Annotated in this window: 20 protein-coding genes; all 20 read right to left on the bottom strand. The window is 40.4% G+C overall.

The features are described 5' to 3' along the window. Positions 1-522: 522 nt before the first annotated feature. Positions 523-1,044, bottom strand: coding sequence for a GNAT family N-acetyltransferase (locus tag J8Z23_RS09385; RefSeq protein WP_203513798.1), 522 nt, complete (start codon positions 1,042-1,044; stop codon positions 523-525). 156 nt (positions 1,045-1,200) lie between these two features. Continuing rightward, the gene (locus tag J8Z23_RS09390) at positions 1,201-1,602 is read right to left on the bottom strand and encodes an HIT family protein (RefSeq protein ID WP_017636213.1); all 402 of its coding nucleotides are present in this window, start codon (positions 1,600-1,602) and stop codon (positions 1,201-1,203) included. A 151-nt stretch (positions 1,603-1,753) separates the two neighbouring features. Then, positions 1,754-2,203 carry a GNAT family N-acetyltransferase gene (locus J8Z23_RS09395; RefSeq protein ID WP_140144494.1) on the bottom strand — a complete coding sequence of 150 codons (450 nt, stop codon included), beginning with the start codon at positions 2,201-2,203 and terminating at the stop codon, positions 1,754-1,756. Positions 2,204-2,967: 764 nt separating this feature from the next. Next, positions 2,968-3,435, bottom strand: coding sequence for an ASCH domain-containing protein (locus tag J8Z23_RS09400; RefSeq protein ID WP_434633146.1), 468 nt, complete (start codon positions 3,433-3,435; stop codon positions 2,968-2,970). A gap of 145 nt (positions 3,436-3,580) precedes the next feature. Further along, positions 3,581-4,537 carry a hypothetical protein gene (locus J8Z23_RS09405; protein ID WP_434633149.1) on the bottom strand — a complete coding sequence of 319 codons (957 nt, stop codon included), beginning with the start codon at positions 4,535-4,537 and terminating at the stop codon, positions 3,581-3,583. A 224-nt stretch (positions 4,538-4,761) separates the two neighbouring features. Then, on the bottom strand, positions 4,762-5,226 hold the full coding sequence (locus tag J8Z23_RS09410) for a hypothetical protein (RefSeq protein WP_434633151.1): 465 nt from the start codon (positions 5,224-5,226) through the stop codon (positions 4,762-4,764). 742 nt (positions 5,227-5,968) lie between these two features. After that, positions 5,969-6,523, bottom strand: coding sequence for a hypothetical protein (locus tag J8Z23_RS09415; protein WP_025527438.1), 555 nt, complete (start codon positions 6,521-6,523; stop codon positions 5,969-5,971). Positions 6,524-6,684: 161 nt separating this feature from the next. Continuing rightward, positions 6,685-7,134, bottom strand: a complete 450-nt coding sequence (locus J8Z23_RS09420; RefSeq protein WP_434633153.1) for a hypothetical protein — start codon at positions 7,132-7,134, stop codon at positions 6,685-6,687. A gap of 147 nt (positions 7,135-7,281) precedes the next feature. Further along, entirely contained in the window at positions 7,282-7,803 is a 522-nt protein-coding gene (locus J8Z23_RS09425; protein ID WP_109170467.1) for a GrpB family protein, read from the bottom strand. 178 nt (positions 7,804-7,981) lie between these two features. Continuing rightward, positions 7,982-8,422, bottom strand: coding sequence for a hypothetical protein (locus tag J8Z23_RS09430; protein ID WP_065780695.1), 441 nt, complete (start codon positions 8,420-8,422; stop codon positions 7,982-7,984). Between the two features lie 148 nt (positions 8,423-8,570). Continuing rightward, positions 8,571-9,254: a hypothetical protein gene (locus J8Z23_RS09435; protein WP_140268992.1), complete on the bottom strand. Its 684-nt coding sequence runs from the start codon at positions 9,252-9,254 to the stop codon at positions 8,571-8,573. A 690-nt stretch (positions 9,255-9,944) separates the two neighbouring features. Further along, positions 9,945-10,418: a tetratricopeptide repeat protein gene (locus J8Z23_RS09440; protein WP_434633156.1), complete on the bottom strand. Its 474-nt coding sequence runs from the start codon at positions 10,416-10,418 to the stop codon at positions 9,945-9,947. A 148-nt stretch (positions 10,419-10,566) separates the two neighbouring features. Beyond that, complete coding sequence (locus J8Z23_RS09445) at positions 10,567-11,034, bottom strand: hypothetical protein (protein WP_049535828.1); 468 nt, start codon at positions 11,032-11,034, stop codon at positions 10,567-10,569. Positions 11,035-11,183: 149 nt separating this feature from the next. Continuing rightward, a complete protein-coding gene (locus J8Z23_RS09450) occupies positions 11,184-11,774 on the bottom strand; it encodes a hypothetical protein (RefSeq protein ID WP_434633159.1) in 591 nt (196 codons plus the stop codon). Between the two features lie 140 nt (positions 11,775-11,914). Beyond that, positions 11,915-12,511 carry a PIN domain-containing protein gene (locus tag J8Z23_RS09455; RefSeq protein WP_050933640.1) on the bottom strand — a complete coding sequence of 199 codons (597 nt, stop codon included), beginning with the start codon at positions 12,509-12,511 and terminating at the stop codon, positions 11,915-11,917. Between the two features lie 981 nt (positions 12,512-13,492). Beyond that, the gene (locus tag J8Z23_RS09460; protein ID WP_025630337.1) at positions 13,493-14,023 is read right to left on the bottom strand and encodes a hypothetical protein; all 531 of its coding nucleotides are present in this window, start codon (positions 14,021-14,023) and stop codon (positions 13,493-13,495) included. Positions 14,024-14,786: 763 nt separating this feature from the next. Continuing rightward, positions 14,787-15,296, bottom strand: coding sequence for an AAA family ATPase (locus J8Z23_RS09465; protein ID WP_434633162.1), 510 nt, complete (start codon positions 15,294-15,296; stop codon positions 14,787-14,789). Positions 15,297-15,436: 140 nt separating this feature from the next. Further along, positions 15,437-15,916 carry an Sbal_3080 family lipoprotein gene (locus tag J8Z23_RS09470; protein WP_017449622.1) on the bottom strand — a complete coding sequence of 160 codons (480 nt, stop codon included), beginning with the start codon at positions 15,914-15,916 and terminating at the stop codon, positions 15,437-15,439. A gap of 200 nt (positions 15,917-16,116) precedes the next feature. Beyond that, positions 16,117-16,377 carry a hypothetical protein gene (locus tag J8Z23_RS09475; protein ID WP_434633164.1) on the bottom strand — a complete coding sequence of 87 codons (261 nt, stop codon included), beginning with the start codon at positions 16,375-16,377 and terminating at the stop codon, positions 16,117-16,119. Positions 16,378-16,574: 197 nt separating this feature from the next. Beyond that, on the bottom strand, positions 16,575-17,108 hold the full coding sequence (locus J8Z23_RS09480) for a cysteine hydrolase family protein (protein WP_140128291.1): 534 nt from the start codon (positions 17,106-17,108) through the stop codon (positions 16,575-16,577). Between the last annotated feature and the right edge of the window lie 12 nt (positions 17,109-17,120).

Raw genomic sequence — 17,120 nt, forward strand, 5'->3', positions numbered from 1 at the left:
TGTGAATCCCTCTTGAATGCTTTGTTAGTTGCCAAACCTAAAGTTTTTATTTGAAGTTAATTGCCACTTTGTCAACACTAGCTTTACGTGTATTAAAAACTCAAATCAGGCGCAGTTTCAAAGCGCCTGTCACTGAAACCACTTGGAACAAACAGCGCCGCAGAATACAGCCTAACAACACCAAAAAGCTCATTTAAAAAGACAATATCACAGAGCTGACTCTCAACAAGTGAATCGGCCTCTGAAACAGAAAGTCCGACCACAAAAAACAAAGCCTAATTTACACAAACCTGAAAGACTAAAATTTGAATTACAAAACCGAGCCAAAAATACACGGACAATAGCCCTAAACACTCTGTTTTAGCTGGATTTTTCTCGTTGGCAACTAACGCCGCGTTAAGGGGTGAACAACGCTGCCACCCTAACTAAACCATTGTGCCATAAACACAAAAGTTAAACTTTGAACCAAAACCGCCAAGCGTTGAGAATCCCTCTTGAACGCTTTGTTAGCCCTGTGACCAATTAGTACATATAACCCAGCCAGTCGACATGCCCATTTGCCCATTGCTTACCACTTATGGACTTTATAAACAGTTCATCAATGTGCTCTACCGCAACACCATAATTTGTGTGCTCATGAAGCCTTAGCCAAGAATGGATACCCTCAACTTTGCTATAACCTTGTTTTCTGTAAAATTCATCCAACTCTGAGATAAGCATGATGAAATCGACCGCCTTTCCTTGTGCAAACGATGAGACTTCAGAAAGCATCAGTGAACCAATACCTTTACCTCGCCACTGTTCGGCAACGCAAAAATCAATGATACCCAAGACGTTATATACTTCATCACCGACTTTTATCGCGCGATAATCTAGCCCTAAATAACCAACGAGTATGTTGTTTTCATATTGCAAAGCACGCATATGAGGTAGCTGTTTGTAGTAGGAGCGATTAGCTTGGTGATCTGGGAACGACTGGTTTCTTAAAGACTCTATAGCTTCATGCTGTTCTTTCGTTACATCAATTTCGTATACGATCTTCATACTTTTCCTTGTAAAGGGCTAACGCCTTGTTAAGGTGTGAGGCACGCAATGCCGAAGCCTCCGCATACCACCTTAACCACTAAACTTGACGCATAGTAAAAATGCCACGCGTGCCGAATCACTCTTGAACAATTTGTTAGCATACTTTTTCAATGATCATAGTTCTTTAAGTGATTCTCTTAGTTTATCCATAGTTTGAATTCCAAGTTCACTACTAACCCAACCGTACTGGTCGCCATGGAATCTAGGGAAAATATGCAAATGGTAGTGGTCGAGCTCGTTGAAATGAGGGGCCTCTCCATTGTTTTGCATAAAGCCGATACCATCGGGATTGAACTTAGCTTCTATACGTTTATATAAATCTCTTGCAACGTCGGTGATCTCTAAAAACACAGACTCAGGCAGGTCAATGAAAGTACGGTATTGAGTCTTAGGACAAATTAAAATGTGTCCAAAGTTGATTGGGTCATGGTCCGCAAAAGCTATAACTTGGTCAGATTCGTAAACGATGACCGAGTCAATTTCACGATTAACAATTTGTTCGACTATCGTAGTCATCTGAACTCCTATCAAAGTATGCTAACGCCCTGTTAAGGTGTGAGCAACGCAATACCGATGCCACCGCATACCACCTTAATCACATAAACCTACGCATGGTAAAAATGCCACGCGTTGCGAATCACTCTTAAACAGTTTGTTATGTGCGCAGTCACAGCTTTAAGACCATCGGCACATAGCGAATGCCATTTTTAACTTGCTCAGTATCTACGGACTGAAAACCTAGCCGCTTATAGAAGCCTACTGCGTTAACTGAGGCTTTTAATTCAATGCTTGAAGCCCCACTATGTCTTTTCATTTGGTTAATCAAGCCTCTACCAATCCCTTGATTCTGATTCTTTGCACTGACATATAGCTGTGCAATATAGTTCCCTTGTCTCCAAGCAACATAACCGACTATTGCACCGTTTTTAACAGCTTTAAGTGACGTATAGATGTCAGTATTTGTAGCCTGTTCAATATCACCTTTACGAGCATTTCGCATAGCTTCCTGACCGTCGGAGCTCAGATAGGGAATAACAAACTCTTCGTTAACAGATTCGCCTAAAGCTAAAATTAACTGCTGATCTTCCTGAGTTACAAGTTCATAGGAAATACCCATTTATCCTCCAAGCACATAACGCCGCGTTAAGGGGTGCCGGCACGCAATACAAAAGCCTCTGCAAAGCACCGTAAACACTGAACCCAACGCATACTAAAAATGCCACGCGTGCCAAATCCCTCTTGAACGCTTTGTTATATGCATGAACGTTCAAGCCTAAGATTTTATCCCACGCCCTATTTTGAAACCATGATTCTTATGTGCTTTGATGCATTCAAGTCAGGCTTAGACTTACCGCGACTTGCTACTGAAATCACTTGAAACAAACTGCGCCGCAGAAAGCGGACAGGCAACACCAAAAAGCGCTTTTGGAAAGACAATTTTACAATGAGATCTTTCAACAAAGTCGCTGAAACCACATGAACTCACCACACTAGAGAAAGCGCCCTTTCAGCAAGTAAATCTGCTTTTAGAAAGGCAAAATCACAGAGCTGCATTTCAGCGACTTATTCTGCCCAAATTGACCTGGCATTAGCAGCACTAAAGAAGAAAACTACCAACAAACGACAGGCCGAGAGTGAGCCACGAACCAAGAATAATTAGGATGGAAGCCAGACGAACCTGACGCAACAAAGACAAAATCCACGATGAAAACTGAGGTTTTTGACCCGAATATTTAGGCTTTCTTCATATGGCATATAACGCCGCATTAAGGGGTGAACAACGCCACCACCTGACCTAAACCATTGTGCCGTAAACACTAAAGCCAATTCAAACCAAAACTGCCAAGCGTTGTGAATCCCTCTTGAATGCTTTGTTAGAAATTACTTGTGCACCAACTCAAACGTTACAAGAACCAACTCTGTTAAGTCGTTGAATTCTATGCCATAAGCTGATTTACAGTCTCTAGTGAAGAAGTCGTTATGTGCTTTATACCACCACTCATAGGTACCGTCCCCTTCACCCTCAGATTCAGCAAACTCTCGACTAACCTGCCCAAAGGGACAAAAGTCCACATTGGTTATTTTTACTATACAAACCGGGTTCTTTTCCCAGTCAAGCACGATTTGGTACTGCCCTACTTTAGGAAACTCCTCACCTTCAATTCGGTACGCTTCTTTGACGCTGCAAGTTGCACGTTTTTGACCAATAGAGACAAGCCGAGCGCACTCATTTGTATTGTATTCATCGTCACAAAAGTAAGTAGTTTCTACCTCTCCAATCTCAGCAAGTTGAGATTCAGACAGTGTACTTGCATAGGCTTGGAAATAATCCACATACCTTGCATCCATGATAAATTCTCCATGTAATTTCTAACGCCCTGTTAAGGTGTGAGCAACGCAATACCGATGCTTCCGCATACCACCTTAAACGCTAAAACCAACGCATAGTAAAAATGCCACGCGTTGCGAATCACTCTTAAACAGTTTGTTAGGGCTAGGACGCAAATAGATCGCCTTGAGAATCTCGCATTTTCTTAGCGTGTAAGTAACGGTGACCTTGCTTAGTAGCTTTGGTCTCTGTACCTTCTGTTATTTCAATTACTGTAGCTACAGAATATCCAGTAGTTTTAATTTCGCCAACCTCATCCAGTTCGCGCGCGATACGCAATACACACGTAATCGTAGAGCCATGCTTAAAACCAACTTTTTCAAGTAATACTTCTTCTTTAAAATCTGCATCATGCATATCAAACGAGATCGGTTTGTCTTCGTATATGCCTTTCCATTTGTACCGTCCTTCTCGTAAAACTGGCGATACAATTTCGATAACAGCTTCTTCATCAATATCAGACTTGAGCTTATTAGAGGACAAAATGAAGTTTTTAAAACTAGTCCTTTCGATGATTCTTTCATCAACGAAAGATTCAAAGCTAGGAGACACTGCATTTATGCCAACATGCGTGACTTTATGGTAGGAAGATAAGTGAGTATATAAATTAGAACGACGTTTGACGATTTTTAGACTCTTGTCAACGTGACGAGCAGCTTTGCCAATTGTTTCTTCACCGATTTGTTGCACCGTCTTTTCTTTCAGCTCTAGTTTTAATTTTTCTATGTTGAGTTTCTTTTCTTTGATTGTTAGTTGCTTAATTTCTTTTTCTAAAGCATCAATTTCTGGGTCAGAGACGGGAATCCTTGATAGCACGACCGTTACAATCATGAGAAGAATAGTTACTTGATTATTATTGCTACCTAAGACACGCCAGAAGTCTCTTAGTCCCCCCTCTTGATAGACTTCCGCGTTAACGTCTATATCGATTTTGAGTATCTCAGCAGCTTCAAGCAGTATAGCTAGTATTTCTGCCTCACATTTGTTTCTGACGACAGCATCCATTGAATGACTGCCATCATTAAAATAGTAATGCATCTCTAACTTATCAGCGCTTTCCATACCATCTACTCATTGGAATCAAAGATAAGGCAATAATACAAGATGCATATACTTGAAATAGCGAATTAATACTGAAGTGTGACAAACATTCACGTTATGGAGAGCCCTAACGCCCTGTTAAGGTGTGAGCAACGCAATACAAAAGCTCCCGCATACCACCTTAAACACTAAACGTAACGCATAGCAAAAATGCCAAGCGTTGCGAATCACTCTTAAACAGATTGTTATATGCCTGTGTTGAAGACTTTGCGACCATACTCATCGACAGCAGAGCGAACAGGTTCCCAAATTCTGATGTAGCCCGATGATGTGTCGAAAACCTTACCATGGTTCTTATCTGACTTAGCTTTCATTTGAACATAGTTAGAGCTAAACCATTCAGGATTACCTAGCTTATCACTGAGGTGTTGTTCAGTTATTTCTGAAACTCCAGAGCTAGATAATGCAAGGAACGCATTTAGAATTTGAGAGTTATACTGTGCCTGCCTTTCTGGCTTTGCCCACATACGCAACCGGCGAGATACTTTATTTATCTCATCAACATCACTCACCTCATTTGCGCTATTTGCGTTAATCCCCTCAACCAACAGCAAACATTTGATCACTTTAGAGTGTATTTCTTTCCTGTGCGCATCTTCGCCGAGCATAAAAGCAATATCCTCGAGTTCTGATTTAAGTTGCTCTAACATAACGACTCCAAAAAAAACTAAATTAGACTAATTAAGTCTAGTTTAGTAAATCAGAATACGCCAAGCGAATTGGCATATAACGCCCAGTTAAGGGGTGAAGCACGCAATACCGATGTTACTGCATGGCACTTCAACACTAAACCAACCGCATACAAAAAATGCCACGCGTGCTGAATCCCACTTGAACTGTTTGTTAGTACGCTGCCCTTAAAGCCTTTGGCACACGCCAAGATATTGAAATATAGCACGAAACTTATGACTAAAAACACTGAAACCAAACGGACAGCTGCCAAACCAAAAGCTAACTTCAAGATGCAAGTTGGATAGAAGAAAAATATGCCAAATTGCCCTTTTTCACCGCTTTCAAATTAGCAAAGGATTCGAGCTTCGGGACTTTAACAGCAGCTTCTGAGAAGCTTAGTTTTCGCCCAAATATCTCAGCGCTAAAGAAACCACACCAGAGAAATAACCCAAAAGTTAGAAACCGTAAACGATGAACTCAAAACGAAAACTTCGCATCTAGTGCCACCGGAGCGAACTTTAAAGGCACATTTGATCAGGTGTAAAGCTAGGAAAAGAAACCAATAAACACAGAAACTTTTAACCTTTGATGCCAACCCAGTGCTAACGCCTTGTTAAGGTGTGAGGCATGCAATACCGAAGCTTCCGCATACCACCCTAACCACTAAAACCAACGCATAGTAAAAATGCCACGCGTGCCGAATCACTCTTGAACAATTTGTTATGTGTTTTTTACACCACTAACTTTACCCATAAATCTGATGAGCTCTGCATATAATTTTTTATGTTCTACCAACATTGATTCATAGGCGTCTAAATGCTCTAAGTCTTCAAAGTTCACTTGATACGTGATTTTTTTGTCATGCTCACTATAGTGTTGAATTAGTTCAATCAACCGGCAATCCATTAATGGTTTATATACGGACAAAGCATAATCTACTTTTTCTTTGATATTCTTAAAGACATAAGGCTTTACTTCTATCTGCTCATCACCCTCTAGTTGACAGTGTATGTTATGAATCTCATCTTCAGTTGCCTCTATAACTTCAGATAAAGCATGAGCAAGATCTAATAGAACATTTTTGTTCATGTCCCATATACGGTCTTTTCTCTGTTTACGCTGGGAATCAAAGTGAATCGCTGTCGCTATAACAGTAGCAATTGCAATGACGACATTAATCGAAACATTTGAGTCAAAACCAAATCTCAAATCGATCGCGACGTACCAAATTGTTAGACAAAAACCTAACAATACACCTAGCACAAGATTAACCAATTAATATTCTCCATCTCACCTAAAACACATAACGCCCTGTTAAGGGGTGAGCAACGCAATACTTAAGCCGCTGCATACCACCTTAAATATTAAAACCAACGCATAGTGAAAATGCCACGCGTTGCGAATCCCTCTTGAACAGTTTGTTATGAGGTGCGCTCTCACTGATGTTCAACTAGTCCCATTTTTTCCGCCGTAGCTAAAACATTAAAAGGGCCACTAATTTCACTAGACAAAACTTCAACTTGCCGCAGGTCTAAATGCTGAATTTTTGAATCACTTGGTTTTTCAAAATAGACAAAGCCTTTTAAGATTCCATTTAAAGTGGTGATGTCTGCCTCATCTAATACAGTTTTGAGATTACTAGCTTCAGCTTGAGTGCACTCATATTCCTTAAGAAAATTAATGTATAGGAAGACTTTTCTCTTATCGTCAATGCTCAAGCTTTCAAACCATTCAGATTTAGGGAAATCTAATACTGTTTGTTTACCAATTTTGTCACATTCTTGCCATTTATCATCCCATATTTTCAAGTAACTCAGCTTATCAACTTTTGCTGAGCAACCAACTAGAAGCAGAAGTAATAGATTAATTAGTCCTTTTTTCATCATAAATCTCTAAGCTAAATAGCGACGCCTCATAACGCCGCGTTAAGGGGCGCAGGCACGCAATACAAAAGTGACCGCATAACACCTTAACCACTAAACACAACGCAAATTGAAAATGCCACGCGTGCCAAGTCCCTCTTGAACGCTTTGTTAGGCAAATTTCCAGTTGAGAGCCTTAGCCTCATGCTCTTTAATAAAGCTGTCTTTATGGCGGCAATATACATCTATGTCATTGTTGCAGATTGCTGCTCCCGTTTTCTTTAACACACCATACTCATCGGCCACTTCAGGAAAAGCGATAAGATACTCTTTAAAAGCGATGTGTCTTTGCGCTTCATGTGAACCTGTTAGAAAGGCGTGGACTTGATGAGTTCGTTGAACCCCACCTTTTTGAAAGTAGCGCCTACCCGGGATACCAAACTCACCTTTAGCAAGATAACCTAGCGATTCCATCAAGCAACTTTGCTCATCCAGCTCACTGAGACATTTAACTTCAAGTAGAATATCTATAATAGGTTTCGCACATAGACCTTCAACTGAAGTGCTACCGATATGGTGAACTCCCACCACATTTTCTTGACTTAACGCATTACAGATTAGCGCTTTCTCTCGGTTAAAATCATCAGCCCACGACGACTGAAAATCTACGACTTCAATTATTCTTAAACTCACGCCTATCTCCATTTGCCTAACGCCGCGTTAAGTAGTGAGCAACACTACCACTGAACCTAACCTATTGTGCCGTAAACACTAAAGCTGAATCAAACTGAAAATGCCACGCGTTGCGAATCTGTCTTAAACGCTTTGTTAGCCAAATACATTCAATCTAAGCAATCACTATGTCAGCTAACTAAGATAACTGGAGCTGCCGAGTTGCAGCAAGTATCGCTGATACTGTTACTATAGAGAACGCTATTTGAATAAAGAACACGATAAAAATAACCTCTAAAAACACTATTTTCTTATAGCGCCAAAGAGCACAAATAATAAACATAATACGCCTACGGCCTGCTCTACCATTTGATGCAGCTGCTCGACCTATCTTATCTGACCATCGCCCGAAGTCTCCGTATACCCCAGCTACAAACTGACAGCAATTGGCATAAAATGCTGATAGAAAAGCGATTAACAAGACAAAAAAGATAGCGGTCGGAAGCCAATTACTAAGGTCAAAGACTCCAAAATTGAGTCGAGAGCCAACTGTTAATGCGAATGATAGCAACAGAACTTGCGGCGTCAAATTTCGCAAAAACTCCAAATAATGTTTCCGTCCTGAACGTATGAATTTCATTAGTATTCCTATTGCTAAACTCGTAGTTGGCTAACGCCCTGTTAAGGTGTGAGCGACGCAATACCGAAGCTCCCGCATACTACCTTAAACACTAAAACCAACGCATGGTAAAAATGCCACGCGTTGCGAATCGCTCTTAAACAGTTTGTTAGGTGTAGATTTTTAATAGAACTGAGGTTATTTGCACTACAAGCCCAATACAAGAGAATCCCGCGAGCCATAACGGCAGATAATATGTAGAAATCATCGGTTCTACACCCCACTGTTTTATTATAAATCGAAGTTCAAAAAGCAAACACTTTAAGTAACCTAAATCACGTATACCTACATTCCCAGACAATATATTTTCACCAAAGCTATTATCACGTTTGTCTAAAAAATGCTTATACCCATCGTCAGGGTGTAGGTATTGAAACTCGAATGCTCTACCGAACCTGTAGCGTATATAGTTGCAGTGCTTATCGCCTACATCTTTTAAATCTACATTAGCTTGGTCTATCCAAGCTCTAGTTAACCACTTCACATCATTGGTTGAGTAGTAATTAGCCGGAGGAAAGACATCTAGGACAAGGTTTGATGACGATACTTCCTGAGAAAAAGAATTACGGATTTCACTACCATATTCCTTTTTGGCAATCACATAGAATCGATGAGTAAAATAGAGCCAAAACAGTACTATAAAAAACCACAAATACTCAGGTCTTGTTAACTCTATCGATAGAGCTTGAATTTTTACAGTATGCTCAAATTTAGCTCCAGAAACCAAACCAAGCAAAATTATGGTTGAAGAAATCAACGAATGATTCCGACTTTTATACAACTCGTCTTTCAAATTAACTCCACAGTTTAGCTACACCTAACGCCCAGTTAAGGGGTGAAGCACGCAATGACCAAGCCTCCGCATAGCACTTCAACACCAAGATCACCGCATAATAAAAATGCCACGCGTGCTGAATCCCACTTGAACTGTTTGTTAGCACGCTGCCCTTTAAGCTTTTGGCATGCGCCAACTTACTGAAATATAGCACGAAACTTATGGCTTAAAACACTGAAACCAACCAGACAACTGCCGAACTGAAAATTAAACTCAAGACGTAAGTTGGTTAGAAGAAAAACATGCTTAATTACCCTTTTTCACCGCTTTCAAATTAGCAAAGGATTCGATCATCGGACTTGAACAACCATGACAAAGAACCAAATTTTAAGAAAGAAGCCAACCGAATCAAAGAAACCACGCCAGAGAAATAGCCCGAAAGATAGAAACCGTAAACGATAAACTCAAAGCGAAAACTTCACATCTAGTGCCACCGGAGCGAACCTGAAAGGCACATTTGAACAGGTGTAAAGCGAGGAAAAGAAACCAATAAAAACAGAAACTTTTAGCCTTTGATGCCGCCCCAGTGCTAACGCCGCGTTAAGTAGTGAGCAACGCCGCAACCTAACCTAAACCATTGCACCGTAAACACAAAAGCCAATTTGAACTAAAAATGCCACGCGTTGCGAATCTGCCTTAAACGCTTTGTTATGTGTCTTTTAGCTTAATGGTTTCTAACTCTTTCACTGCTAACTCAATACCATCTTCAGCTGCCTCTTGCATTAGACGCAAGCCTCGACTTACATCTCGAGTTTTACCACCTGTACCATGATATAGGCTAAACCCGTAAGTAAACTTTGAATATGAGTGACCCTGATTTATTGCTCGCTCAAAGTAGTAAGAGGATTTGCTTAAGTCGCGCTCTACATCATCACCATACAAATAATTTACCCCCATTCGATACGAAGCATCTGCACTACCTAATCTGGATGCTTCTACTTTTTGACTAATGTGCCGTTTGAGAAAATCAGATTCGGACTCGTTAGGCGAGCTAAAACACGAAATTAAGTTAATCGCATCTGGATCTTTAGACTTAACGAATGGAGCTAAAAATTTCGTAAGATCTTTGTAGTTACCTTTATCCAGCAACTTTTCAGCCAGTTTTATTTCTTCTTGATTCATAAACTAATTCTGATGATGGCACATAACGCCCTGTTAAGGGGTGAGCAACGCAATACCGAAGCCGCCGCATACCGCCTTAAACACTAAAACCAACGCATAGTGAAAATGCCACGCGTTGCGAATCCCTCTTGAACAGTTTGTTAGGTTTTTACTCAAAGAGTGCTCTATAAACTGGCGAAGATTTACTCTCATTCAAATCAATGACTTTTACATGCTTCGAAGCATGCATGGCAAGTTTACGATCCATTGTAACCAAGTACGCATCTTCAATCTTTGCGATGCATGCAAAAACCAAATCTGCTCCATACAACTTATCAAAGCCATCCAACGTAAATAATTGATTAGCTTTTCGAATTAGTTCTTGGTCAACATCGTACATAAGAGCTCGGTCATCTAAAAGATAGAACTCTCTAAGAACCGGTTTTCCTTTGCGAGCGAGCTTTGAGACCGTTGCATTTACTTCGAAAACAGCGAGAGTTGGAAATATATTTTGATAGTCAATATCAATCCAACCGTCAGAAAGATCTTTAAATAGGCTTCTACCCGGTGAATATCCATCATCATTCGATTCTTTAATATTTACTATTGCTGATGTATCCCATACAAACTTATGCATTTTACCTCCGAAAAACCTAACGCCGCGTTAAGGGGCAGCAACGCGCTACCACCAAACTTCAATTTACCGCCGCAACCACCGATGCCAAAATTTGAGCTAAACTCGCCACGCGTTGACTGTCCCTCTTGAACGCTTTGTTATGTAACACTTTAAAGTACACAAAGGATTTCGTTCAAGTCATCTTCTTTAGTACTACTGTAAGATACACGATACCCAAAAATGTAAGGAATATAGTTATTTAGAATGCTCTGTGCGTTAGTCACCAGAGTTTGGTAATCACTTTCCTGTAAGCCCGAATCTTGAAACACATTAGCTCCAGCCATAGCTTTCTTCATGTTGTTGTGAGCTATCGCATTATTTCGAAGTTGTTGTATAAATTTCTTAACCAACGGACTATGGTTTACACAGCAGGCGCTTTTATCCGTTTCTATAAAACTATTTAGATCACAATCAGGCTCAATTTCGTAGTTAGCTATTTTAAGTGTTAACTCCACCATTTCGAGCCAGTTTTTAAGTGATAATACTGATTTATGTGTGTCATAAATTCTTGATAGTATAACCCTGACAGAGTTTAAGTGCGCATTAAATGTCATAGCCCAAAAGTGATTACCTTTTGAAAACTTATGTGGTTCGAGGCTTATTGCGGCATCCATTTTCTTCAGCAATGTCCAATGCATAGACAACATTTGAACTTCTTTCACTAATTCGAGTGTAGCACCTTCAAATTCTTCAAACGTCAAATTTATCTCCTGTTACATAACGCCCAATTAAGGTGTGAGCCACGCTACCACGACACTCAATTTGGGCACCGGAAACACTAAACTAAACCCAAACCAAAAATGCCAAGCGTGGGGAATCACTCTTAAATTGCTTGTTAGGGCTATTTCGGTAGGTTGTAGCTAACTTTAGTCCCATTGACTGAAACTACTTTTGCCTCAACTAAAAGTTCTACCAAATGGTCTACTTCTTTTTCTTCTAGCTGCTTCATAAACAACTGGCGAATTGAGTTTGATAGAGTTTTAACTGCTCTCGGCTTCGAAACACCTCGGCTTATCAGGTACTCCGTTACTGCACTTATTCTCTCTGAATCGGATTTAGTATTTGAAATTTTCAACACTTGTATCTCTGAAACATCTTTTACGCGATTAGCGAGCACCTTTTTAGACTTAAGATGTTTGATTAATGGGTCAAAACCCGAATCTTTGGAAACAATGTGAAAGAAACAATCCTTATCTACGGCAGATATACTGCCAATATAATAAGCAATGTGGAAATCAAGAGCATTTGGTCCATTTCCATCGATTTTGATGTATTGAGCACTAGAACCTAAATTTTGCATGGCCGTCGCAACATCAAAGGGAACCTTTGTTTGATTTGCACCAACAAAAACTATCACCTTAAAAGGATGCCCTTCAAGCAAGGATAAGTTTTTAGGCTGCACATTTTCAAAATCAATAAGGATATAATTTGTCTTCAATCTTTTACTCCAATCTCTGGATAGCCCTAACGCCGTGTTAAGGGGTGAGACAACGCTACCGCCAAAGCGGATATAACCGCCTTAATCACTTAAACTGATTTGAAGTGAAAGCGCCATGCGTTGACGAATCCCTCTTAAACACTTTGTTATGTTTTACCACAACTGACTTGCTCACATGGCAAAGAACTGAGTTGCATAAGAAATTGTTTAACTCACGTCACACGGCATTGTGGAATTAACCGACAAAAGCGATAAACACAAAGCGCGTAATTCCCAGAAATTTAATTGAGGCAACTTTGATAGCTTTTAGCGAGTGATGGCATCCCTTTCAAAACAGCGAAAAACAAAACTCGAATTGCCGAAAACCCCGCTGCCTATTTGCGAATTGGGAAATAGAACCGAAGCGACTTTAAGCCAGCCCAATTTTCAACGCGCAGGCATGACTTCGAATTGAAGCAACCCTCGAACTTTGAAGCATAAAAGCGGTTGCGAAATTCATGAACTTGGGCAGACAATATTGAATTGCTGAGACAACTCGAACAAATTGCCAAAGGGGCCAAAGAAATAACCGCCAAAAACCTTTTATTTCTTATAAATCAGTGTGAAACATAACGCTCTGTTAAGGTGTGAGCAACGCAATACCGAAGCCACTGCATTCCACCTTAACCACAAAACGCAACGCATAGTACAAATGCCACGCGTTGCGAATCACTCTTAAACAGTTTGTTATAAATCATTACCAGTGTTTTTGTACGAGTCTTTTGACGACTAGCATTAAAAAAGCGAGCACAATTAAGCAAACAAAGACAAATAAAAACCAGCTACCCCACACCATAAAGATATAACCCAAATCATATCTACAAGTGCTTAGAGCTAGAGACTTGGCAGTACAAAACTCTCCCATTGAGTTATGTTTGACTGCAACATACAGGGGAAAGCAAGCAAGAATACCAGAAACAACAATAGACGCGACAAGCAGTTTTAAACGGCGCATTTGGCTGGGCTCCATGGCTGCTCTAGATATAACTTGGCTACACGTGCACCGTAATCGCTAACTACTTCGGCCCCCAAGAAATTATAGATCGTAGCTATTTTTCTTATTGTCGGATTTTCGATACGTGCCTGTATTCTAGATAATAGAATAATCCCGAACTCAATATTGTAGTAAGGACAACCTAGCGCTTCTTTAGTTACACCAATGTCTTTCCAATATGAATAATGTAGATTCATAGGCAATATTGTTTTTCTCAAAGGATAAACTTTATCATACCAACCATGAGTGGTTTCCATATACATTATTGCTGCTACTAGACGCGGGTCTACGCCATGCTTTTTTGACTGCTGAATTATTAAACCGCACCACTTGCCAACTTCACTAAAGCTATCTATTTCATACAATGGCTTTCTACCAACTGCGCTCTCGCTATCAGCGATAGTAAATATTGCAGGTGTGTCATCAATAATGCTTAACTTTCTATCCGCTGACTTATTCAGAACAGGTATGCCGTTCATGTCTTATCCCCTTCACCAAAATGAATATGATACAAATTACATAACAATAAAATCATATTTATATTCACTTTTCAGACACGAATCTCAATCTTGATTTTATAACGCCTTGCTAAGGTGTGAGTAACGCAATACAAAAGCTACCGCACAGCGCTTTAATCACCATAAGCCACCGCAAAGTAAAAATGCCACGCGTTACGAATCACTCTTAAGCAATTTGTTAGTACATGCGCTACTTCTATTTATACGTTCCAAGATATTGAAAAGTGGCATGATATGAAAGGCTTTGAACACTGAAGTGAGACGGGCAGCTACAAAACTTTACCCCGATTGAAAGACGAAAGTTGGCTAGAAGAAAAATGCACTGAACTGCCCTACTTTCACTGGCTTTAACTTAAAAAAGGATTCTTTCCTCGTACTTCAACAGCCACACCAAAAGTAATCAAGGCTCTCTCAAAAAACACCACGAAAATGAAAAAGCGCCAAAGAAATAGGCTAAGAGTTAGAAGCCGTAAACGGTGAAATCAAAGCGAACACTCCGCATATAGTGCCACCGGAAAGAACGTGAAAGGTACAAACTGAAAGGTGTAAAGACGAGCGCCAAAACAGATAAACACCAAAACTTATGACCTTTGATGTCAAACCCGTACTAACGCCCAGTTAAGGGGTGAAGCACGCAATGACCAAGCCACCGCATTGCACTTCAACACCGAAACCAACGCATACCAAAAATGCCACGCGTGCTGAATCCCTCTTGAACTGTTTGTTAGCATGTTGCTTCCGCTACAAACTCATTCACTTGAGAGCGTGTAGTGAAACGTACTTTAGTACCATAAAAATCTCTGAACAATTGCAGATGGAACTGCCTTGAACTTTTGGATTCGCGAACTGAGTATTCAGAAGCCCATTTTAATAATTCACGAAAATTCTTCTCCGCCTGTTCCTCATTAAGTTGCTTCGAGCTCTCCGAACCACGAGCATAAAGAGAACTTTCACATTCAGACCATTCCAAATCCAAAAACAACAGCATGTCAGCAGAAAAAATAAGCTGTTCGGCTAAAGCACCAAATACTCCCTCAACTACCCAGTTGCATTGAGACTTTATACTAGCAATTTCATTTTCGATTGCTCCGGTGGAGCGTTTTTGATTAAAGCCACCTTGCTCCCATACAATCGAGTCCAAGTTAACTTCTTGCAACTGAAGTTTTCGGGATAACTGTTTCGACAACCAACTCTTGCCTGAGCCAGAATTACCGATGATGAGAATTTTCTTCATATTACTCCCGCATGCTAACGCCCTGTTAAGGTGTGAGCAACGCAATACCGAAGTCGCCGCATACAACCTTAATCACTAAACGCAACGCATAGTAAAAATGCCACGCGTTGCGAATCACTCTTAAACAGTTTGTTATAGCGCTAGTTTGGCGTAGTTGATGAAGACGCGTTTGCTGCTTGAGTTGCTTGTTCTGGTGTCATTTGGCCAAAAAGCGTGTCCATCATAAAACCAATTCTCTTACTTGCATCACCAAATTTATTAGGATTAGCGGTATAAGGAACTTTAAATTTCACTTCCCCAACTCTTTGCCCGCCTTGATAAGCTGTTATCTCCGCGTTTTTCAAATATAACGCCAGATCCCACCCCCAGTGACCTTCATATTCAAGAGTCAATTTGTTCAGGTCGTGCTTAGAATTATCAGGTACGACAACATAAGAATAGTTATGTTCTTGTAGCCAAGACTCAATTGTATTTTGGAACCCAGAGCGAGTTTCATTATCTTTAACAACAACTATTTCCGACTTAATATTAGTCTCAGGAACAGGGGTGCCCATATATCTGGGAGACCCACAACCAACTAGTGTAAGAGAAGCTAAAGACAACACTATAATTTTTTTCATTTTTATTTTCTCATATTGTTTTTCAGACACATTGTATCTGTTTGTTTATGCGCTATAACGCCCTGTTAAGGTGTGAGCAACGCAATACCGGTGCAGCCGCATACCACCTTAAACACAAAACGCAACGCATAGCAAAAATGCCAAGCGTTGCGAATCACTCTTAAACAGATTGTTATGCAATTTTTTGATAGCGAAACTAATTAGAACTTAATCTCATCATCTACTTGAGAGTGATGGTTTACAAATTCACTCTCAGACATACCAAAGGGCATGCATACTTCAAATACTGCCGGTTCTATCTGTTCTAGAATATAGCCAGCCCATTTCTTGTTATAATAAGTACGAACACTTGCTACCGACCAACCCGTTGCGTTAATAATGTCATCAAGTGTTACATGATCACCGTGTCGTTCAACGAACAAAGCATAAGCTCGTCTCACTTTTGCATATCTGTCTCTCATGGCACTGCCCTCATATATTCATATACCACTACTTTAAATATGGGCTATCTGACTGATTTCAAGGCTTGGTTGCATAACGCCTAATTAAGGTGTGAAGCACGCGACCACGACACTCAATTTAACCACCGTAATCACCGAACTTAACCCAAACTAAAAATGCCAAGCGTGCTGAATCACTCTTAAATTGCTTGTTAGCCCTATGCCCAAAGGTTGCGTGCCTCTACCGCTTCGATTTTGACACCGAAACTCGAAATATTAGGTAACGTGGCATTGTGGTGCTCTCGAATTTGAGCCCCACTGGCGTGTTCCTTATCATGAGTTGTATGAGCATCCGAAACCAAAGTTACTGGATAACCTAAACCTGCTGCTCTACGAATGGTGGTATCAACGCAAAACTCTGAGGCGTAGCCACACACAATTAAGCTATCTACATCGAGTTCATTCAAGACACGTTGAAGATTAGTATTCAAGAACGAGTCTGGTGTTGTTTTGCGAACGAAATGGTCACCAATTTGTGTAATTAAGCTCGACTGCAATGCCCAACCAGCGCTTTCGTATTCAATAACAGATTTAGGCTGCTCGTGCTGGACAAAGATAACTGGGACAGACTTAGCGCGCGCAAATTTCGTAACCTCATTAATTTTGTTGAGTACGATTTGCGATTCAAATGGTTGAGGTTCCGGGTCGAACAGAATCGACTGAACATCAATAACTAATACTGCAGATTTCATTATTTTCCTCTG

The sequence above is a fragment of the Vibrio sp. SCSIO 43086 genome (assembly GCF_051132235.1).
Taxonomy (GTDB): Bacteria; Pseudomonadota; Gammaproteobacteria; order Enterobacterales; family Vibrionaceae; genus Vibrio; species Vibrio diabolicus.